This is a genomic window from Acinetobacter sp. FB (assembly GCF_056033405.1).
The window spans coordinates 1,267,699-1,283,750 of sequence record NZ_CM148502.1 but is presented as its reverse complement, the minus strand read 5'-3'; the positions used below and the strand labels follow the sequence as shown (position 1 = coordinate 1,283,750).

Annotated in this window: 17 protein-coding genes and 1 tRNA gene; 7 read left to right on the top strand and 11 right to left on the bottom strand. The window is 37.8% G+C overall.

Annotation, left to right across the window (positions count from 1 at the left end; translation table 11 throughout):
* The first annotated feature begins 3 nt into the window (after positions 1-3).
* Positions 4-321 (top strand): hypothetical protein, encoded by a 318-nt coding sequence (locus AC0JIQ_RS05960; RefSeq protein WP_474202934.1) that lies wholly within the window; start codon positions 4-6, stop codon positions 319-321.
* 1 nt (position 322) lies between these two features.
* Positions 323-484 (top strand): hypothetical protein, encoded by a 162-nt coding sequence (locus AC0JIQ_RS05955; RefSeq protein ID WP_474202933.1) that lies wholly within the window; start codon positions 323-325, stop codon positions 482-484.
* Between the two features lie 13 nt (positions 485-497).
* On the opposite strand, the gene AC0JIQ_RS05950 is transcribed toward AC0JIQ_RS05955, so the two are convergent.
* The 3 genes from AC0JIQ_RS05950 to AC0JIQ_RS05940 all read right to left on the bottom strand — a co-directional run bounded on the left by AC0JIQ_RS05950 (position 498) and on the right by AC0JIQ_RS05940 (position 3,011).
* On the bottom strand, positions 498-1,181 hold the full coding sequence (locus AC0JIQ_RS05950; protein ID WP_474202932.1) for a hypothetical protein: 684 nt from the start codon (positions 1,179-1,181) through the stop codon (positions 498-500).
* A 6-nt stretch (positions 1,182-1,187) separates the two neighbouring features.
* Complete coding sequence (locus AC0JIQ_RS05945) at positions 1,188-2,549, bottom strand: hypothetical protein (protein ID WP_474202931.1); 1,362 nt, start codon at positions 2,547-2,549, stop codon at positions 1,188-1,190.
* Positions 2,550-2,660: 111 nt separating this feature from the next.
* Entirely contained in the window at positions 2,661-3,011 is a 351-nt protein-coding gene (locus tag AC0JIQ_RS05940) for a helix-turn-helix domain-containing protein (protein ID WP_474202930.1), read from the bottom strand.
* 120 nt (positions 3,012-3,131) lie between these two features.
* Between AC0JIQ_RS05940 and AC0JIQ_RS05935 the strand changes: the two genes are divergently transcribed.
* The 5 genes from AC0JIQ_RS05935 to AC0JIQ_RS05915 all read left to right on the top strand — a co-directional run bounded on the left by AC0JIQ_RS05935 (position 3,132) and on the right by AC0JIQ_RS05915 (position 7,630).
* Entirely contained in the window at positions 3,132-3,302 is a 171-nt protein-coding gene (locus AC0JIQ_RS05935; protein ID WP_474202929.1) for a toxin-antitoxin system HicB family antitoxin, read from the top strand.
* A gap of 105 nt (positions 3,303-3,407) precedes the next feature.
* Positions 3,408-3,977: a phage antirepressor N-terminal domain-containing protein gene (locus tag AC0JIQ_RS05930; RefSeq protein ID WP_474202928.1), complete on the top strand. Its 570-nt coding sequence runs from the start codon at positions 3,408-3,410 to the stop codon at positions 3,975-3,977.
* A 69-nt stretch (positions 3,978-4,046) separates the two neighbouring features.
* Positions 4,047-4,430 (top strand): ogr/Delta-like zinc finger family protein, encoded by a 384-nt coding sequence (locus AC0JIQ_RS05925; protein WP_445962745.1) that lies wholly within the window; start codon positions 4,047-4,049, stop codon positions 4,428-4,430.
* 7 nt (positions 4,431-4,437) lie between these two features.
* Positions 4,438-7,164, top strand: coding sequence for a toprim domain-containing protein (locus AC0JIQ_RS05920; protein ID WP_474202927.1), 2,727 nt, complete (start codon positions 4,438-4,440; stop codon positions 7,162-7,164).
* Positions 7,165-7,357: 193 nt separating this feature from the next.
* Complete coding sequence (locus AC0JIQ_RS05915) at positions 7,358-7,630, top strand: DNA-binding protein (RefSeq protein WP_474202926.1); 273 nt, start codon at positions 7,358-7,360, stop codon at positions 7,628-7,630.
* 29 nt (positions 7,631-7,659) lie between these two features.
* Here the strand turns inward: AC0JIQ_RS05915 and AC0JIQ_RS05910 are convergent, their stop codons facing one another.
* The 8 genes from AC0JIQ_RS05910 to efp all read right to left on the bottom strand — a co-directional run bounded on the left by AC0JIQ_RS05910 (position 7,660) and on the right by efp (position 16,051).
* Positions 7,660-8,679, bottom strand: coding sequence for a tyrosine-type recombinase/integrase (locus tag AC0JIQ_RS05910; RefSeq protein WP_474203231.1), 1,020 nt, complete (start codon positions 8,677-8,679; stop codon positions 7,660-7,662).
* Positions 8,680-8,822: 143 nt separating this feature from the next.
* Positions 8,823-8,899 (bottom strand) — tRNA-Val (locus AC0JIQ_RS05905).
* A 34-nt stretch (positions 8,900-8,933) separates the two neighbouring features.
* The gene (locus AC0JIQ_RS05900; protein WP_474202925.1) at positions 8,934-10,922 is read right to left on the bottom strand and encodes a transglutaminase TgpA family protein; all 1,989 of its coding nucleotides are present in this window, start codon (positions 10,920-10,922) and stop codon (positions 8,934-8,936) included.
* 4 nt (positions 10,923-10,926) lie between these two features.
* Positions 10,927-11,829 (bottom strand): DUF58 domain-containing protein, encoded by a 903-nt coding sequence (locus tag AC0JIQ_RS05895; protein ID WP_474202924.1) that lies wholly within the window; start codon positions 11,827-11,829, stop codon positions 10,927-10,929.
* 13 nt (positions 11,830-11,842) lie between these two features.
* Positions 11,843-12,802 (bottom strand): AAA family ATPase, encoded by a 960-nt coding sequence (locus AC0JIQ_RS05890; protein WP_046738809.1) that lies wholly within the window; start codon positions 12,800-12,802, stop codon positions 11,843-11,845.
* 78 nt (positions 12,803-12,880) lie between these two features.
* Positions 12,881-13,186, bottom strand: coding sequence for a YbdD/YjiX family protein (locus AC0JIQ_RS05885; protein WP_171062417.1), 306 nt, complete (start codon positions 13,184-13,186; stop codon positions 12,881-12,883).
* Positions 13,183-15,288 (bottom strand): carbon starvation CstA family protein, encoded by a 2,106-nt coding sequence (locus AC0JIQ_RS05880; protein WP_474202923.1) that lies wholly within the window; start codon positions 15,286-15,288, stop codon positions 13,183-13,185. Before AC0JIQ_RS05880 ends, AC0JIQ_RS05885 begins: the two co-directional genes overlap by 4 nt.
* A gap of 193 nt (positions 15,289-15,481) precedes the next feature.
* On the bottom strand, positions 15,482-16,051 hold the full coding sequence (gene efp, locus AC0JIQ_RS05875) for an elongation factor P (RefSeq protein ID WP_004662912.1): 570 nt from the start codon (positions 16,049-16,051) through the stop codon (positions 15,482-15,484).
* Between the last annotated feature and the right edge of the window lies 1 nt (position 16,052).

Below are 16,052 nucleotides of genomic sequence, written 5' to 3'. Positions count from 1 at the left end.
ACCATGAGCATAGAAAAATTAATCATGCGAGTTCAAAATCCGCAGACAAACAAACGACAGCTATTCGTGAGTGCTAAAAAATTACACCGTATTTTAGAGTGCGATGTCTCATATAAAACCTTTATCGAAACCAACATTATATGGTCACGATTAAGAGAAAATATTGATTACCATTTCAACAATAAACATGACACCTACAACCTGAATATCAGTGCGGTTCAAGCCATTTTAATTATGGAAAATACCGAAATAAGTTGGAGACTTTTCAATGAACTTACAGACCTGATAAATAATGGATTTAACCTTTCAAAAGGGGTATGACATGGATATACAAACAAGATTATCATTATTAGATCAGCACTTATCTTTACTTATTGAATCTACTGAAAATTGCGACACATTAACTGGCGAATCTGTCGCTGCAACATTATTTATTATTCAAGAGCAAGTTCGACTCGTTCAAAATTCTATGAATAAAGAGTAAAGAAAAAGCCCTCTTAGGAGGGCTTACTTCTATTTGACAGCAAAATAATGGTTCTAGGCTTATCGATTGCCTTATATTTCGCATTAGCCTCATTAATTTTTATAATAAAATTATTCGCTTGCTTGATTCTATCCTCAAGCATTAAGAATAAAAAACCTAAAGATATAAGGACTAAAGATATAATTATCATAATTAGAACTGTTATAAAGTGCACATTTTTCAAACTTATTAAATATAAAAGAAGCATGGCGCCAGAAGATGCAAAAATAAAATATCCAATAACAAATAGAATGCGCCTCCAATTTGGTGTTAGAAACCAAAGTGGTTTAATGGATAAATCTGACTCTATGTTAAATGTCTGACCTTTTTTATAATTTAAGAATTGATAGCCATCATCGAACAAAGTAACCATATGATCAAAATTGACTAAATAATTCTGGTGAAATTCTATAAGCTTATTGACCAAGTTATGGTCAACATTTGGGCTTTTAGCAAGGTCCTGAGCAGCTCGATCTAATACAAGTTGATTGGTCTGCCCTCTCTCAAAGTACTTTTCAAAGTACTGAATACTCGAAGTTAATCTGTCAGAGATTTTTTTATGCTTTAGGCTCGTTATTTCATGTCTTTTAAGAAACAATGTAATTATAGCTACAAAAGCACCTGCTATGGATGCAAGGAGTTTCCAATCAATTCCCACCTGACATTATTCCTTTACAAATACACTAGGAATAACGGGCATCCCACACCACTGAGCTATACTGTTATAACTTCTTCCTAAACTTTTAATCAGATCCAAAGCTTTGCCACCTTTTTCAGCTAAATCATTTGCCTCAGTACCCACTTCATTTGCTTCTTTTAAAAACTTAGCTAATTTCTTCATACCATTAGAGTCTTTAACATCCTCAGGATTATCTGAGTTTCTATTGTTGTCTAAAGCGTTTTGAATCATGGCAAGTTTATTCTTCAAAGCATCACTATCGGCAAGATCAATCAACTCCTCTAAGTCATCATTTGACTTGGTTATCTCAGCTTTATGATTGATTACGGTAGACTGCGAATTAGTAAGCTGATTATTGATATATATGGGTGAATTTGGGCGGACTAATGCCTGACCAATAAGACTTTCTAAAAACTCTTTATCTTTTTTCAGCTCAATAATTCTATGTTCTTTCATTTCAACAAGTTGATGCTGGAACTTTAACTCTGATTCAAAGGTTCCCAATTTAGTTTTTAATTCTGCAACATCCAAGTAATTATCGTAAAACTGTTCAGGCTGTATATCTCTATGGATCACTAAACCAAACTCATCGAATGCACGCTCTATAACTTCTTTATCACCATTGGCAGATTCGACAACTAAACGAACAGTATTATCGTCTTGTTCTATACGGACTTTAGCATTCTGTTCAGGATACTTTTTCCGCATGACAGTCCCAAAGTAGTTTAGTATGCCTAATCCTGCTTGATAATGTTCTGGCTTAAACTCTATTGAACGCTCTATTTTAATTTTAAGTGAGTCTGGGCTAAGCTCATAAAATTCAATTTCACTTTTTTCAAGACCAAGTTCTAAAAATAAAAATGGTGCATCAAGTGATAATCCTTTAAAACCATTTAATAATTTATATATATTATCGAAATAAAATATATCTTTCACATAATAGTCAAAACCCAAAACATATTGAATTCCAATATCAATTTTATTTAATGAAAAATTATTCTGAACATCTTTTATCGCCCATATAAGAGTATCTTCTTCATTAAAAAAATCTTTAATTGAAATCCGATTTTTTATATGACCTAATCCACCAACGTAGCCAATTCTATCATCAAAAGGTGAATTATTACTTCTATTATAATCTAGAATCCAACCTATTTTTTCAAGATTATCCCTTACTTTCAATTGCATAGATGTACATTCATCATAAGTGAGATTAAGTGAGAATTTCCCATATAAAACTTCATCTTCTACATTTATTGAGGATAGAAAATTATCCAACTCTTTAGGATATTTTTTTTCCAAGTTTTCCCATGCCCCTTTGTAACTCAAAACTTTTGTAATATACATGTATTAACTCTTATAAATTTAAAATTGTTAATTTGATGTATTTATAACATTTTTATTATTCTAAAAATATATTGAACGAATGAACTTTCTTTCATTCGTTCAAAAGAACGTTTAATCGGTTTTTTTAGCCCCAAAACTCTCAGCGAAATTTCTTACCAAAGTCAGCAAAGTTGCATGCTGCGCAGGATCAACCTGATCCCAAAGTTTTAACAGCTCTTTAGCATCGTCTGAAAGCAGATCGGGTCGAGTACGCTCTCCCGTAAGCAAGAACCAAACATCTACACCTTTTGAATGCAAAGCCTCTAAATCATCTTGCCCCATGACACGCTCACCTTTTTCGTAGCGAAACACTGCCATCTTTTGTTTATTCATTAAGGATGCAAATTCACTTTGCGATAAATCAAGTCTTGATCGCTCAATACGAATACGATCACCCTTTTGATCGGTATTTTCATATACCATTTGGGATATACCTATTATTTAAATATCCCAATTGGGATATTATCTGTTTAAACATATACCATCTTAACAAAGTTCTATCTTCACTACAGTCTAAAACTGTCAATAAAAAGGAAACCTGCAATGGCGACTCAAGAGTCTCAAAAAGAAGTACAGATCAGCTTTCGTACCACACCAGAAAATCGTCGCTTGGCTCGCATCGAAGCAGCCAAATCCAATATGTCACTCAATGAATGGATCAAATCTCTGGTCGAATCAAAACTGCCGAAACCCGCTTCTTCAGACTCAAAATAATCATAAAAGACGACTTTTTGGCTCATCACAGATTCCGAAGCCAATCGCGTAAATGTTTAGTAAAGAAATGAAACGGACTGTAAATATTTCAATTGGGAGAACAACATGCAAACAACAGCACAAATCACAGACATTATTTTCTTTCACGGTATGACACTACCAGTCATTACTTTTGAAAACATTAAATACATACCTGCAAAACCAATCGTAGATGCGATTGGACTGGACTGGCGAAGCGCAAAAAAAGCCATTTTAGAAGAAGATAACGCCATTCTTTATGGCACAAAATGGATTAATGCGCCAAAAATTGCAGGCCTAGGGGGTGCTAGCACCCCCTCAGAAGACCAAACAGTTTGCTTTGAACTTGAACATGCGCGCAGCTATATCATGCGAGTAAATACTCGCCAAGTAAAAGCACAAGGCAATAAAGAAGCTGCAAAACAAATCCAAGCACTCCAAAAAGAATGGAGCACAGCCATTCACAACTACGAAACTAAAGGCATCGCCACAAAAGATAAAAACAAAACGGATACAGCTGAACTCATGAACCTTATGAAACTTCGACAAATGGCTTCCTCTATCGAAAAACAAGCCTTCACCCAATTACTACATCAAAAAATGGCAGAGCTTGGTTTACCAATTTCACAGCAACAATTAGATCTATTAGATCAATAAATCCAATTCATAACTGAGTGAGTGTCGTCGGGAGCAACAGATCACTTGGTCGATTCACTAGGGGTAATAATGAGTAAATCTATAGGATTCTATTGTCCGCATTGCGAGCGCAGATTACATGTGACCAGTCGCAAACGTCCATCACCATTACTACATAACATCATTGTCAGCTGCATAAATCCCGACTGTTTAGCAAGCTTTGCTGCTGATCTCGAAATCACACGCACTATTCATAACAGCCTGACACCAAAACCTGATCTCTCAATCTTTCAACAAACATGGGAAAAAGAAATTGAAATGCAGCTCTTCGCTTTAGAGTTGCAACCCGAAATAGATCAATTCCAAAAATGCTATGTCGAAGGCGCAATCAACGCCTTGTATTGGGCAAACAAAATTGATCTCGCTAAAGCACAGATCTATCGCAACCGCCTTAAACAAATGAAATTGATTTAGGAAACACATGGACATTTTGCAACGTCGAATAGACGAGAGACTTAATCAAATATTTAAGTTCAAAAAAGTGGGCGAATGGTACCGTAGTGGCGTGTGCCCAAAGTGCAATCAAAAAGAAGCCTATACCCATGCGATCACGCCAAAAGTTGTAAAGTGTTCACGGATCAATAAATGCAGCTATGAAGAACACATCAAAGATATATGTGATGACCTTTTTAAAGACTGGTCAGAAGATTTTCCAAAGACTGAGAAAAATCCGAACGCTTCCGCAGATGCCTATATGCAACATGCAAGGGGCTTCGATATTGCGCCCCTCAAAGGACGCTATACCCAAGAGTTATATCGTGACTATCGAAATCAAAGCCTTGTCACAGCAACAGTACGCTTTGAGCTTGCACCTAAAATTTATTGGGAACGCTTTATAGATCGCCCTGAGCGCTTCGGACGTATGAAAGCCAATTTTATTGGCGAATGGAAAGGACTGTCATGGACGATCCATCCATTAGATGATCTTTGCAATGCAGGCAGCATTTGGTTGACTGAAGGCATATTTAACAGCATTGCCCTTGCTCAATCTGATCTATTCAGTATCAGCACCATGAACAGTGGCAACTATCCCAATCGCCTACTTCAGCAAATTGCTGATCGCTGCAAAGAGCTAAACAAAGACCGCCCTCGTCTTGTTTGGGCATTAGACAATGACAAAGCAGGCAAAAAATACTTACCTAAACAAATCGAACAAGCAACCGAAGATGGTTGGCTATCGACAGCTGCACTGCCACCAGTGGGCAAAGACTGGAACGACTTATTCCAAAACGGACAGCTCACCAAAAAAGACCAGGATAAATATATCCACTGGGGCAAGCTGCAAATCGCCAAATCTGCTGAAGAAGCAGGCTTACTGATCTACAACTATTACAACAACAGCCTTGCAAAGTTTTTCTTTAACCATGCTTTCCGCACCTACTGGTGGGAACTGGATTTTAAAAAGTTCAATAATGTTATGGAAGCCACCGAGCAGGCCCAAGGTTCAATCCTGACTGAAGAAGAAATACGTTTACAGTCACTCAAAAACAGTTCTTCAGTCGTCGAGATCTGCAACGCTCAGTTAGATCCGCTGTACTTCCAACGCAACGAAATTACCGACGAGAGTTGGTATTACTTTCATATCCAATCCCCGTGGGGCGAAGTGAAAGCCACGTTCACACCCGAACATATTTCCTCACGTAGCAAATTTAAACCCCGTGTTATGGGTGTTTTATCAGGTGCGATGTGGACAGGTTCAGACCAACAGCTCGAAACCTTTATCAAACGTAAAACGGAACGTTTACGTGAAGTCAAAACCATTGATTTTATTGGCTATAGCAAAGAACACGATGTCTATATCTTTGACCAATATGCTGTGCATAAAGGGCAAGTTATCCCCAAGAACGAACATGATTTCTTCAAGACTAACAAAAAAGAAATCAAAACCTTAGCTGCAACACCAGTCATTCATTTAAATCCTAAAAAGGAATTCAAGCCAACATGGTGGCGTGACTATTACGCCCTAAATAGCGAAACCGGTTTAATTCTTCTAGCTTGGTGGACAGGCTCATATTTCGCTGAACAGATCCGAGCGATGCATGCGTCTTACCCTTTCTTTGAACTGGTTGGCCAAGCTGGTTCAGGTAAATCCACACTCATCGAAATGCTATGGAAATTCAGTGGCCGTGAATCCTATGAAGGCTTTGACCCAAACAAATCAACCTCAGTGGCGATTTATCGTAACTTTGCCCAAACCTCAAATATGCCGATCGTACTCATAGAGGGCGACCGTAACGATCAGACTGGATCTCAAAAAGCCAAGTTCTCATGGGACGAATTAAAAGATGCCTTTAACGGTCGTGCAATTCGCAGTAAAGGCTTAAAAACCGCAGGTAATGAAACATACGAACCACCATTCCGAGCTGCTGTCATGATCAGCCAAAACACCCCAATCCAAGCATCGGAAGCCATCCTTTCACGTACCCTACATATCTCAGTCGATACTAAAGGTCACAGCCTAGAAAAGAAAAACATTGCAACTCGATTGACGCAAATGTCATTAGAAGATGCATGCACCTATATGACGTATTGCTTGAAACACGAAAAGAAAATTTTAGAGACCTACAGCAACAACCTCAAACAGATCGAAGCGGACTTCCATGCCAAAGGTATTACCCACGTCCGTATCGCACTCTGCCATGCCCAAGTCTCAGCCATGATCGATGCTTTAGCAGAACACGTCTTTAAAAAGGAAATCAGTGCAACTGAGATCCAAAATTCTAAAACCATGCTTGAAAACATGGCTCGTCGTCGAGTCGATGAAATCGGCTTGGATCACATCTTTGTTCAACAGTTTTGGGATGCTTATGAATACCTCAACAGTATCCGAACCTCGCATTTTCATCTTAATCATTACGAACCAACGGAGGCACATATCGCAATCAATTTGAATGAAGTCTACAAAGTCGCTGCGAAAAACTTTCAGGCATTACCTGATGTAAATGAAATGCGAACGCTACTGCGTACTAGTAAACGCTACAAATTTGTCGAAGCAAACAAATCAATCCGATCCTCTAAATACCCTGCCGATGAAGTCAAAAATATTGGTGATCACACTGATACGAATCCGCTGCAGAGCGATCGAACCGTTAAGTGTTGGATATTCAACAACCCACATCAAGTTAAACAACCAGGAACAAAAAAATGATGAATATGACCCAAGCCACCATTATTATCAGTAGCTCATCATTTTGCGGAGCTGTTTATTTTTTATCTGAATCAATGAAATGACAAGGCTTAAAAAATGAAAAGAATTATATTTAATGCGGAAATGTATACTTTTATTAGTAGCAACAACATTCAAGTCTCAGCTTCAGATTTTGATTGTTTAGGAGAATATGATGCCTAAATACATCGTAACTATAGAAGCTGATTCAGCGCCACAGTTAGTGCTTGGACAAGTAATTTTTGGTGGAATCGTTACTGCATTAACTCTTGAAAAGAAAAAACTAGTCACTGTTGCAGACTTAGTCTCCAAATACAGTTTATCCGATGAAACTATTAGAAAAAAATGTGCACCCATCAATAAAGGTAGTAATGGCAAACACCTATATGATCCAGATGCAATCTTGAAAAATAGCAAAATCAGACGTGGACCCAAAAGAAAGAACTAAAAAAATGCCCGCTTTGCGCGGGCTTATATTTAACGGTTAAATGCTTCTATTAAATCTTCAGCGTTTGGATTGTAGTAAGTATTTACTAGAACATCTATTTTCTTATGCCCTGTTATCTTCGCTAAAGTCTCAACTTTAAGCTTTCTAACCCGAACCATCCTTGTGATCGCTTCATGTCTTGTATCATGAAAGTGAAGATCATTTAGACCAATCGCCTTTTTTCTCTTTTCCCACATCAACCGAAATGCATTTTCCGATTGCGGAATGATTTTTCGACCATCATGTTTGATGAGCTCCAATAAAGCTTTAGCTTCCTCAGATAAAGGAACGTTTCGTGCATCACCATTCTTAGATTTAGGAATATGAACATGGCCATCAAAGATTTCTTTCTTTTCCATAGCCAAAATTTCACCTCGACGCATCGCTGTCTCAATAGCAAACAAGAACCCCCAAGCGACAAAATGCTGCGACAAAACAGGTTGTCTGCCATACTCATAATCTAAAACTTTTAAAATCAATTCTATTTCAGATGGATGTATTCGACGATCACGAGATCTAGGTTTTTTAGGTTTCGTTATTTGCATCCAAGGATTTTCATTCAGAAGAAATAACTCTTTCTGGGCGAAAGTAAACATAGCACTATAATGCGAGATCTCTTTAAGTACAGTATTTTCACCTACTTCAGTTAAACGCTTATTTCGCCATAACGTTAGATCTTTAGGTGAAATGTCATAAATCGATTTCTGTGCTAATGCAGCGAATTTCATCTCAAAGTTATTGTATTGTCCTTTGATCCATTCCCGTGATGATTTCGAGGGATTGCGTTGACCAACATCCTGATAATATTTGGTATTCAGGTCTCTAAACAAAAACTTTGGTTTTAATTCACCATTTTCAATTTTAGTTTGTGCTTTCAATTCTAATAATTTTAGAGCAGCCCACTGTTCACATTCAGATGCTGTATCACGAGTGCAGTAATATCTTCTGCTTTGATATGAAACAGTTATTGTATAAGTTTCACCTCTTTTTCTTGGTTTGGGTATCTTCATCTCGTCGCAGATTTGTCGCAAATAGCTAGGAAATATAGCCATTTTTTACCAAAAATTCCAATAATGCAAAGAATAAAACACAACATACAAGCATAAAAAAGACCTATAAGCTGCTGATTCGCTTATAAGTCTTTGATAAATCTTGGTAGGTATATCCAGACTCGAACTGGAGACCTCTACGATGTCAACGTAGCGCTCTAACCAACTGAGCTATACACCTAGAATGAGAGCATGATATTCATTTTTAATCAGCTTCACAAGTTTTTTTGAGATTGCTTGAGTGCAATCGTGCAGTCTTTAAGCAATATTTTAAACTCTTTTATATTAGAACTATTATTTTGCTCCATGAATACAATTTTTTCATACAGCACAGTAACTTGACCAAATGCATGAGGATCATCTACTTGATTAGATAAGCGTTGAATCCACACTTTAAATGTTTCTGCTGGTTGCTTATGTAATGTTGTAGGCAATTTCTTTTGGAATGATAATACTGCTTTTTCATAATTCTCTTTTTGATTTAGATTCTTCCACCAATAAATACCAATATAAAAAAACAAAATCGTACCAATAGCTATAATTAATCCAAACGCCAAGCTATAACTAGAATCTAGCCCCAAGCGAGACAACCAATTTTTTTGTTTATCTGCATCATAACCAACAACTTTGGACTGCCATTGATAACTTAAATAGTCACTCCAAACACGCATATTTTTCAAAAATTTAAATTGCTGTAAGCGCCATGCTTGAGTTTGTGCATCTCCCCAAATTGTTTGATCTTGGGTTAGATAATCTTGCATTCCTGTGTCAATCCGTTGCGGAGCGATAATTGCTGTAGGATCGATCCTTTTCCATTTCCCATCTAGATACACCTCACTCCATGCATGTGCATCAAGTTGGCGTACCTCCCAGCTTTCTCCATCTAGTGCAAATTGCCCTCCCTGATAACCAGTTACAACTCTGGCAGGGATCCCTGCATAGCGCATCAGCATCACGAAACTAGAAGCATAATGTTCACAAAAGCCCTTACGACTAGTAAATAGAAATTGATCTATATGATCTCCACCTAGTAATCCTGGTACTAATGTATAAACAAAATTATTCTCTCTATACCAATTCAAGACAAGTTGAATATATTTTTCTGGTTGTTTGTTACCTTGTTCAAACAGCTGATTGGCCAATTTTTGGGCTTTCTGATCACGATCATGATCAAATTGAGTATTAAGTTCAATTTGACGTGGCGATAGCAAACTAGATGGTATTGATGTTCGTCCTAACCAAAACATTTGTATGGGTTGATTACGTTTAATCAACTTTGATGGTCGTATACTATTATCTTGATACAATTGTAAATAACGTTCTTGTGGAATCGAGTATTCCAACCCCATAATCCAGTTTGCTTGCTCATCAGCAGCTAAATATTGATAAGCTACTCTGCTCGAATTTACATTTTCTTCTTTAATTTGTTGATTATAAAAACTACTGGTCCAAGTTTTACCGTCATATTCGTCCAACACAAGAGCACGCCAATACAACTCTTGTCTATTTGGTAACTGCTTCATGTCTGCTATAATACGAAAAGCTAAAGCTGAAGACTGTGATAATTGCGCAATATCTCCTGGTGACATCTGATCAGTAATACCAGTAGTCGCATGATTACCTTGAATTGGAATCATCCAAAGTGGTGGCAAGCGAGGAAAGAAAATAAATAATATAATAAAGAATGGAGTCGCAATTCCGACAAATTTTAGAATTTGTTGAACATCATTTTTTAACTGATTTGAGGATAATTGATGATGGTTAAATAGACCGATTTGAATCCGATATAATCCTGTCAAGCACATCACAAATGCTGAAAAAACAATGGCAGCCATCCAAAATGCCTGACTATGTAACAATAAACTCGCACTAACAAATAAAGCAAAATTAAATACGATCAGTAAATCACGGGTATTCTTGGCTTCCAAACTTTTCGCAAATAAACACGTACTTAAAAAAGCAACTCCCGCTTCTACTCCCAGTAAAGTTTGATAATTTAAATAAATAAGACCTAAAGATAATAAAGAGAAAAAAACTAAAAATAAGCGTGGAAATGGTGAAATTTTTTGTTTTCTATATCGCCATACCAATGTAAGCCAAATAACGCCCCACAACCCGCTCAATGTCACAGGAATAAAAGCCACTTGCCCAATTAATACAAATGCCAATACAGCTAAAATGCAAAAATAGATTTGTTTGGTCATGATCTTAGGCCTGTGCAAGTAGAAGTTTTGCTTGAAGAAGCTGTATCTGCCCCTGGCCACTTTCTAATCTTGCATGCGGCAGTATCAATGCATAATCATCACCAAGTTGTTCACATTGCTCAATTAATCCCATCATAAAGCTTAATTTTTCCTCATGACTTTGCGCAGGAATTTTTTGATAATCAATTTCTAAATGTTGATGATTGGCTTGAGCTTCAAACATTTTGATAAAAAAGCCCTGTCCTCGAGCAACTTGCTTCCATGCTACATTTTGATAAGAATCACCTTGTTGAAAGGCCCTAAGCTCCTTAAATTCATCTAAACTATCGTTCGCATTGGTTGGCTGATTTTTATGTTCTTTTTGCCAATCATACGCTTTAGGTGCAATCCACACTTTTTGTTTTGGATATAAATAAGTCCACGCTCGCACCAAACCTAAAGGATAGGTCGAATAAATTTTCATTGCACCAAAGTCAAATAAACCACGCTGCTGCGGAAAAAAAGCCAGTTCGAAGGTCTGTTGTTGCTGATCTAAATAAATTAATTGTTCTTGTTGCAGCCAATGAATACGTAAATATCGGGTCATTACCGATGGCTGATTAAAGCGAAGTTTTAAAATTAAAGGCTGATCGACTTGCCCAACTTCAGCTGCAATCAGATCAATTTGTAAAACATGCAATTGCTTGAATGTGAGGTAAAAACTGATACATAAAATTGCACTGATTAGAAAACAAAAACCTAAAATCAAATTATTTGCATAGTTAATCCCTGCAATAAAAGTAATTAGAATCAGAACGAGATATAGAAATCCTTGCTTATAAATAAAAACCAAAACATCTTTCTGTAACAGGGTTTTAGTCCCATTAACCTGAAAGCGTTTCGCAATCCACTGCTGAATCCTTTGCATAAGCCAATCTCAACTATAAGACATCAACCGATTGCAAAATTTGTTTTACCTCTATTTCGCCTAAACTTAAACGATGAGCAACCACGGCAACAAAAACGGTTTGCACATCATCAGTGGTTACAAAGCTACGACCTTCAACCAGTGCATAAGCTTGTGCAGCAGCTTTTAATGCCAATACTCCACGTGTAGATAAGCCATGACGTTGTTTACGTGTTTCAGCAGCCAAATCTAAAATATAATTGAGCACAGCATCGCTTAAAAAAACCTGTTTTGCCAATTCACGTAATTGCAAAATATCAACTTGCGTAAATACCGCTTCTAATTGATGAATTAAAACCTGACGTGAGCTTTGCTGTAACAGTAGTTTTTCAGCTTGGCGAGATGGATAACCAAGCGACAAACGCATCAAGAAACGGTCAAGTTGTGACTCAGGCAAAGCATAAGTTCCACTTTGAAATAGTGGATTCTGCGTTGCTAAGACCCAAAATGGTTGCGGTAAGTCATAATGTGTTCCATCAACAGTGACCGCACCTTCTTCCATAGCTTCAAGTAATGCACTCTGTGTTTTTGGACTACAACGATTGATCTCATCTGCCAACAATATCTGAGTAAAAATTGGACCTTTTTTAAACTCAAACAAATGTTCTTTTTGATTAAAAATATTGATCCCAATGACATCACTCGCCAACATGTCATTGGTAAATTGAATCCGCTGAAAATGCAGCCCTGCTAGACGAGCTAAGGCACTGGCTAGAGTCGTTTTACCCAATCCCGGTAAATCTTCAAACAATACATGGCCACCTGCCAATAAACAGGTCAGCGCTAATTTAGTTTGTTGTGGTTTATCTAAAATAAGTTGATTCACTTCAACCAAAAAACGTTCGATTTTCTGAGTAAAATTTTTAATATTTTGCTCTACTTCTTGATTTTTTTGTTGTTTTTCTTGAATAGAAGCTTTTTCCATGCCCCACATAACGCAATCCCCAAACTAAAACAGTGCATGATTCAACATACACTGTTTTAGTTTTTTTTCAAAGAAATCAAATGACTTCTAGCAAGGACATTTTTTCAAATTCCCACCTGATGATGGATAACGCGCATCGATACAATGACGATAAAAAGTCTTAGCATCCATTGGCGTTAAATCTGGATGGTGCGCTTGCATATGCTTTACGTAGTTTTCATAATCAGGCACACCCACCATCAAACGAAAACTTTTTTGCAAGTTTTGCCATAAAGTTGCAATACGAGACCAATTCTTCGGAGATAAAAGCAAGTGTTTTTGCGACATGATTGTGAATTTAATAATCTTCACAATCACAGCACTTCCTTGCCGAGCAATTTTAAAATCCATCACGACTTTCCCCTCACTGTTTCTGCTGTCATTGCAGTTTCAGTAAATACAGCAGGTGCTTCATTTACTGTTGGGACAGGGCTTTGTAAAGCACGACGAATAATTCCAATTGAGGCAATAATCATAACAATTGCAACAATCATAAAGAATCCACAAAGTACTGCATTAATCTGATTCGACAACACAATCGTCTGCATTTCAGCAACTGACTTCGCAGGTGCAAGAACATCTCCACGTGCAATTGCATCAGAGAAACGATTCGCTTGAGCAAGGAAGCCAATCTTCGGGTTTTCGTGAAAAATCTTTTGCCAACCCGCTGTCATGGAAGTAATAAATAGAAAAATCGTTGGAACAATCGTTACCCAAACATACTTCTCTTTCTTCATCTTGAATAAAATAACCGTGCCCAAGATCAATGCCATTGAAGCAAGAATTTGATTTCCAATTCCAAATAATGGCCATAAAGAATTAATACCACCAAGAGGGTCGACTACGCCTTGATACACGAAGAAGCCCCACCCTGCAACTGCAACAAAAGTTCCGACTAGATTTCCAAAAAAAGAACCAGATTGTTTTACTGCAGGCACAACAATCCCGACGGTATCCTGTACCATGAAGCGACAAGCGCGTGTTCCTGCATCCACTGCAGTCAAAATGAATAATGCTTCAAATAAAATGGCAAAGTGATACCAAAATGCCATCATTGCACGACTATTGAAAATTTCCGAAATGATATGAGCCATACCAATCGCAAAAGTTGGCGCTCCACCAGTACGAGAAAGGATTGAACTTTCGCCTACTTCTTGTGCTAGTACAGTAAGCATTTCAGGACTAACCACAAAACCAAGATTTCTTACCGCTTCCGCCGCAGTATCAACATTTGTACCTAAGACGGCAGCAGGCGCATTAATCGCAAAATAAATTCCCGGATCAAGTACGGTTGCGCAGATCATTGCCATAATACCGACAAATGATTCCATCAACATGCCACCATAACCGATCATACGAATGTTGACTTCATTATCAACCAACTTTGGTGTTGTCCCTGAAGATACCAAGGCATGGAAACCAGAAATCGCCCCACAAGCAATGGTAATAAATAGAAATGGAAATAAGCTACCTGCAAATACAGGACCTGTACCATCGACAAAATGAGTCACCGCAGGCATTTTGAGTTCAGGCATTGCAAAGATAATTCCAATCGCCAGACCAGCAATTACACCAATTTTAAGGAAGGTTGATAGATAGTCACGAGGCGCTAACAATAACCACACAGGCAATACTGACGCAATAAAGCCATAAATGATGAGTGCCCAAGTCAGTTGAGTTCCAGTTAAGGTGAACAATTGCCCCCAGTAAGGGTCTTTTGCTACATCACCACCAAAAACAATCGCCGCCATCATTAGCACAAAACCAATGATCGAAACCTCAGCAATTTTCCCTGGGCGTAGATAACGCATGTATATGCCCATGAATAATGCAATTGGGATGGTTGCTGCGATACTAAACACCCCCCACGGACTATGCGCCAAAGCTTTTACGACAACCAATGCAAGTACCGCAAGAATAATAATCATGACACCGAGCGTACCCAACATCACGATAACACCTGCGAAAGTACCTAACTCCTGCTTTGCCATTTCACCCAAAGAGCGACCATCACGCCGAGTTGAGATAAATAGCACCAGAAAATCTTGTACCGCGCCTGCAATCACCACACCGACCAAAAGCCAGATGGTGCCTGGTAAGTAACCCATTTGCGCTGCGAGAATTGGACCAACCAAAGGCCCTGCACCTGCAATAGCAGCAAAGTGATGTCCAAATAAAACGTATTTATTAGTGGGCACATAATCCAGACCATCATTCAAACGATGTGCTGGTGTTAAGCGTTTAGGATTTAATTCAAAGACTTTTGTTGCAATAAATAAACTGTAGAACCGATATGCAATGCTATAAACACAAACCGCGGCAAGAACGAGCCAAACTGCATTAACATGCTCTCCACGACTTACCGCCAAAATTCCAAATGAAATTGCACCAATGATGGCAACTAAACTCCACAGAATTTTTGAGGATAGCGTCGACTTTGCTTGTACTGTCTCCATTCAGAACCTCTCAAATACATAAGCTGTAGTTTTGGATTTCCCTTTCTATATTTTCTTTAGAAGAAATATCTTTGTAAGTCTATCTGTTATTAAAAATGATTTATCTAATACTTTGGCATAAAAAAAGGGATGATTGTTTAATCATCCCTTCGATAATCGTATAGCTTACGTAGTATTGCTACTCATTTTACGATTATGCGCGCTCTAGGTAATCACCTGTACGCGTATCAACACGAACACTTTCTTCTTGCTGAACAAATAATGGAACACGTACTACTGCACCTGTTTCAAGTTTCGCTGGCTTACCGCCACCGCCAGAAGTATCACCACGTACACCTGGATCAGTCTCAACGATTTTCAAAACTACAAAGTTTGGTGGATTAACGTTTAAAGGTACACCATTGAACAACATGATCGTACATTTTTCATTAGAATCATCTTTTAACCATTTCGCAGCATCGCCCATTGCTGTTTTGTCAGCAGCGATTTGCTCGAAAGATACAGGATCCATGAAATTCCACATTTCACCATCGTTGTAAAGGTAATCCATTTCAACTTCAACAATATCAGCCGCTTCTAAAGAGTCACCTGATTTGAAAGTTTTTTCTAATACTTTACCTGAGCGAAGGTTACGTAATTTCACACGGTTAAATGCTTGACCTTTACCTGGTTTTACATATTCATTTTCCATGATTGAACATGGGTTGCCATCAAGCATAACCTTAAGGCCTGCTTTAAAATCATTTGTAGAATAATAGGCCATG

Coding starts and splice junctions, on each gene's coding strand:
- AC0JIQ_RS05960 (WP_474202934.1), top strand. CDS start 4: ATGAGCATAGAAAAATTAATCATGCGAGTTCAAAATCCGCAGACAAAC.
- AC0JIQ_RS05935 (WP_474202929.1), top strand. CDS start 3,132: ATGGCGACTCAAGAGTCTCAAAAAGAAGTACAGATCAGCTTTCGTACC.
- AC0JIQ_RS05920 (WP_474202927.1), top strand. CDS start 4,438: ATGGACATTTTGCAACGTCGAATAGACGAGAGACTTAATCAAATATTT.
- AC0JIQ_RS05930 (WP_474202928.1), top strand. CDS start 3,408: ATGCAAACAACAGCACAAATCACAGACATTATTTTCTTTCACGGTATG.
- AC0JIQ_RS05880 (WP_474202923.1), bottom strand. CDS start 15,288: ATGGAGACAGTACAAGCAAAGTCGACGCTATCCTCAAAAATTCTGTGG.
- AC0JIQ_RS05940 (WP_474202930.1), bottom strand. CDS start 3,011: ATGGTATATGAAAATACCGATCAAAAGGGTGATCGTATTCGTATTGAG.
- AC0JIQ_RS05895 (WP_474202924.1), bottom strand. CDS start 11,829: ATGCAAAGGATTCAGCAGTGGATTGCGAAACGCTTTCAGGTTAATGGG.
- efp (WP_004662912.1), bottom strand. CDS start 16,051: ATGGCCTATTATTCTACAAATGATTTTAAAGCAGGCCTTAAGGTTATG.
- AC0JIQ_RS05890 (WP_046738809.1), bottom strand. CDS start 12,802: ATGTGGGGCATGGAAAAAGCTTCTATTCAAGAAAAACAACAAAAAAAT.
- AC0JIQ_RS05925 (WP_445962745.1), top strand. CDS start 4,047: ATGAGTAAATCTATAGGATTCTATTGTCCGCATTGCGAGCGCAGATTA.
- AC0JIQ_RS05900 (WP_474202925.1), bottom strand. CDS start 10,922: ATGACCAAACAAATCTATTTTTGCATTTTAGCTGTATTGGCATTTGTA.
- AC0JIQ_RS05915 (WP_474202926.1), top strand. CDS start 7,358: ATGCCTAAATACATCGTAACTATAGAAGCTGATTCAGCGCCACAGTTA.
- AC0JIQ_RS05910 (WP_474203231.1), bottom strand. CDS start 8,679: ATGAAGATACCCAAACCAAGAAAAAGAGGTGAAACTTATACAATAACT.
- AC0JIQ_RS05955 (WP_474202933.1), top strand. CDS start 323: ATGGATATACAAACAAGATTATCATTATTAGATCAGCACTTATCTTTA.
- AC0JIQ_RS05945 (WP_474202931.1), bottom strand. CDS start 2,549: ATGTATATTACAAAAGTTTTGAGTTACAAAGGGGCATGGGAAAACTTG.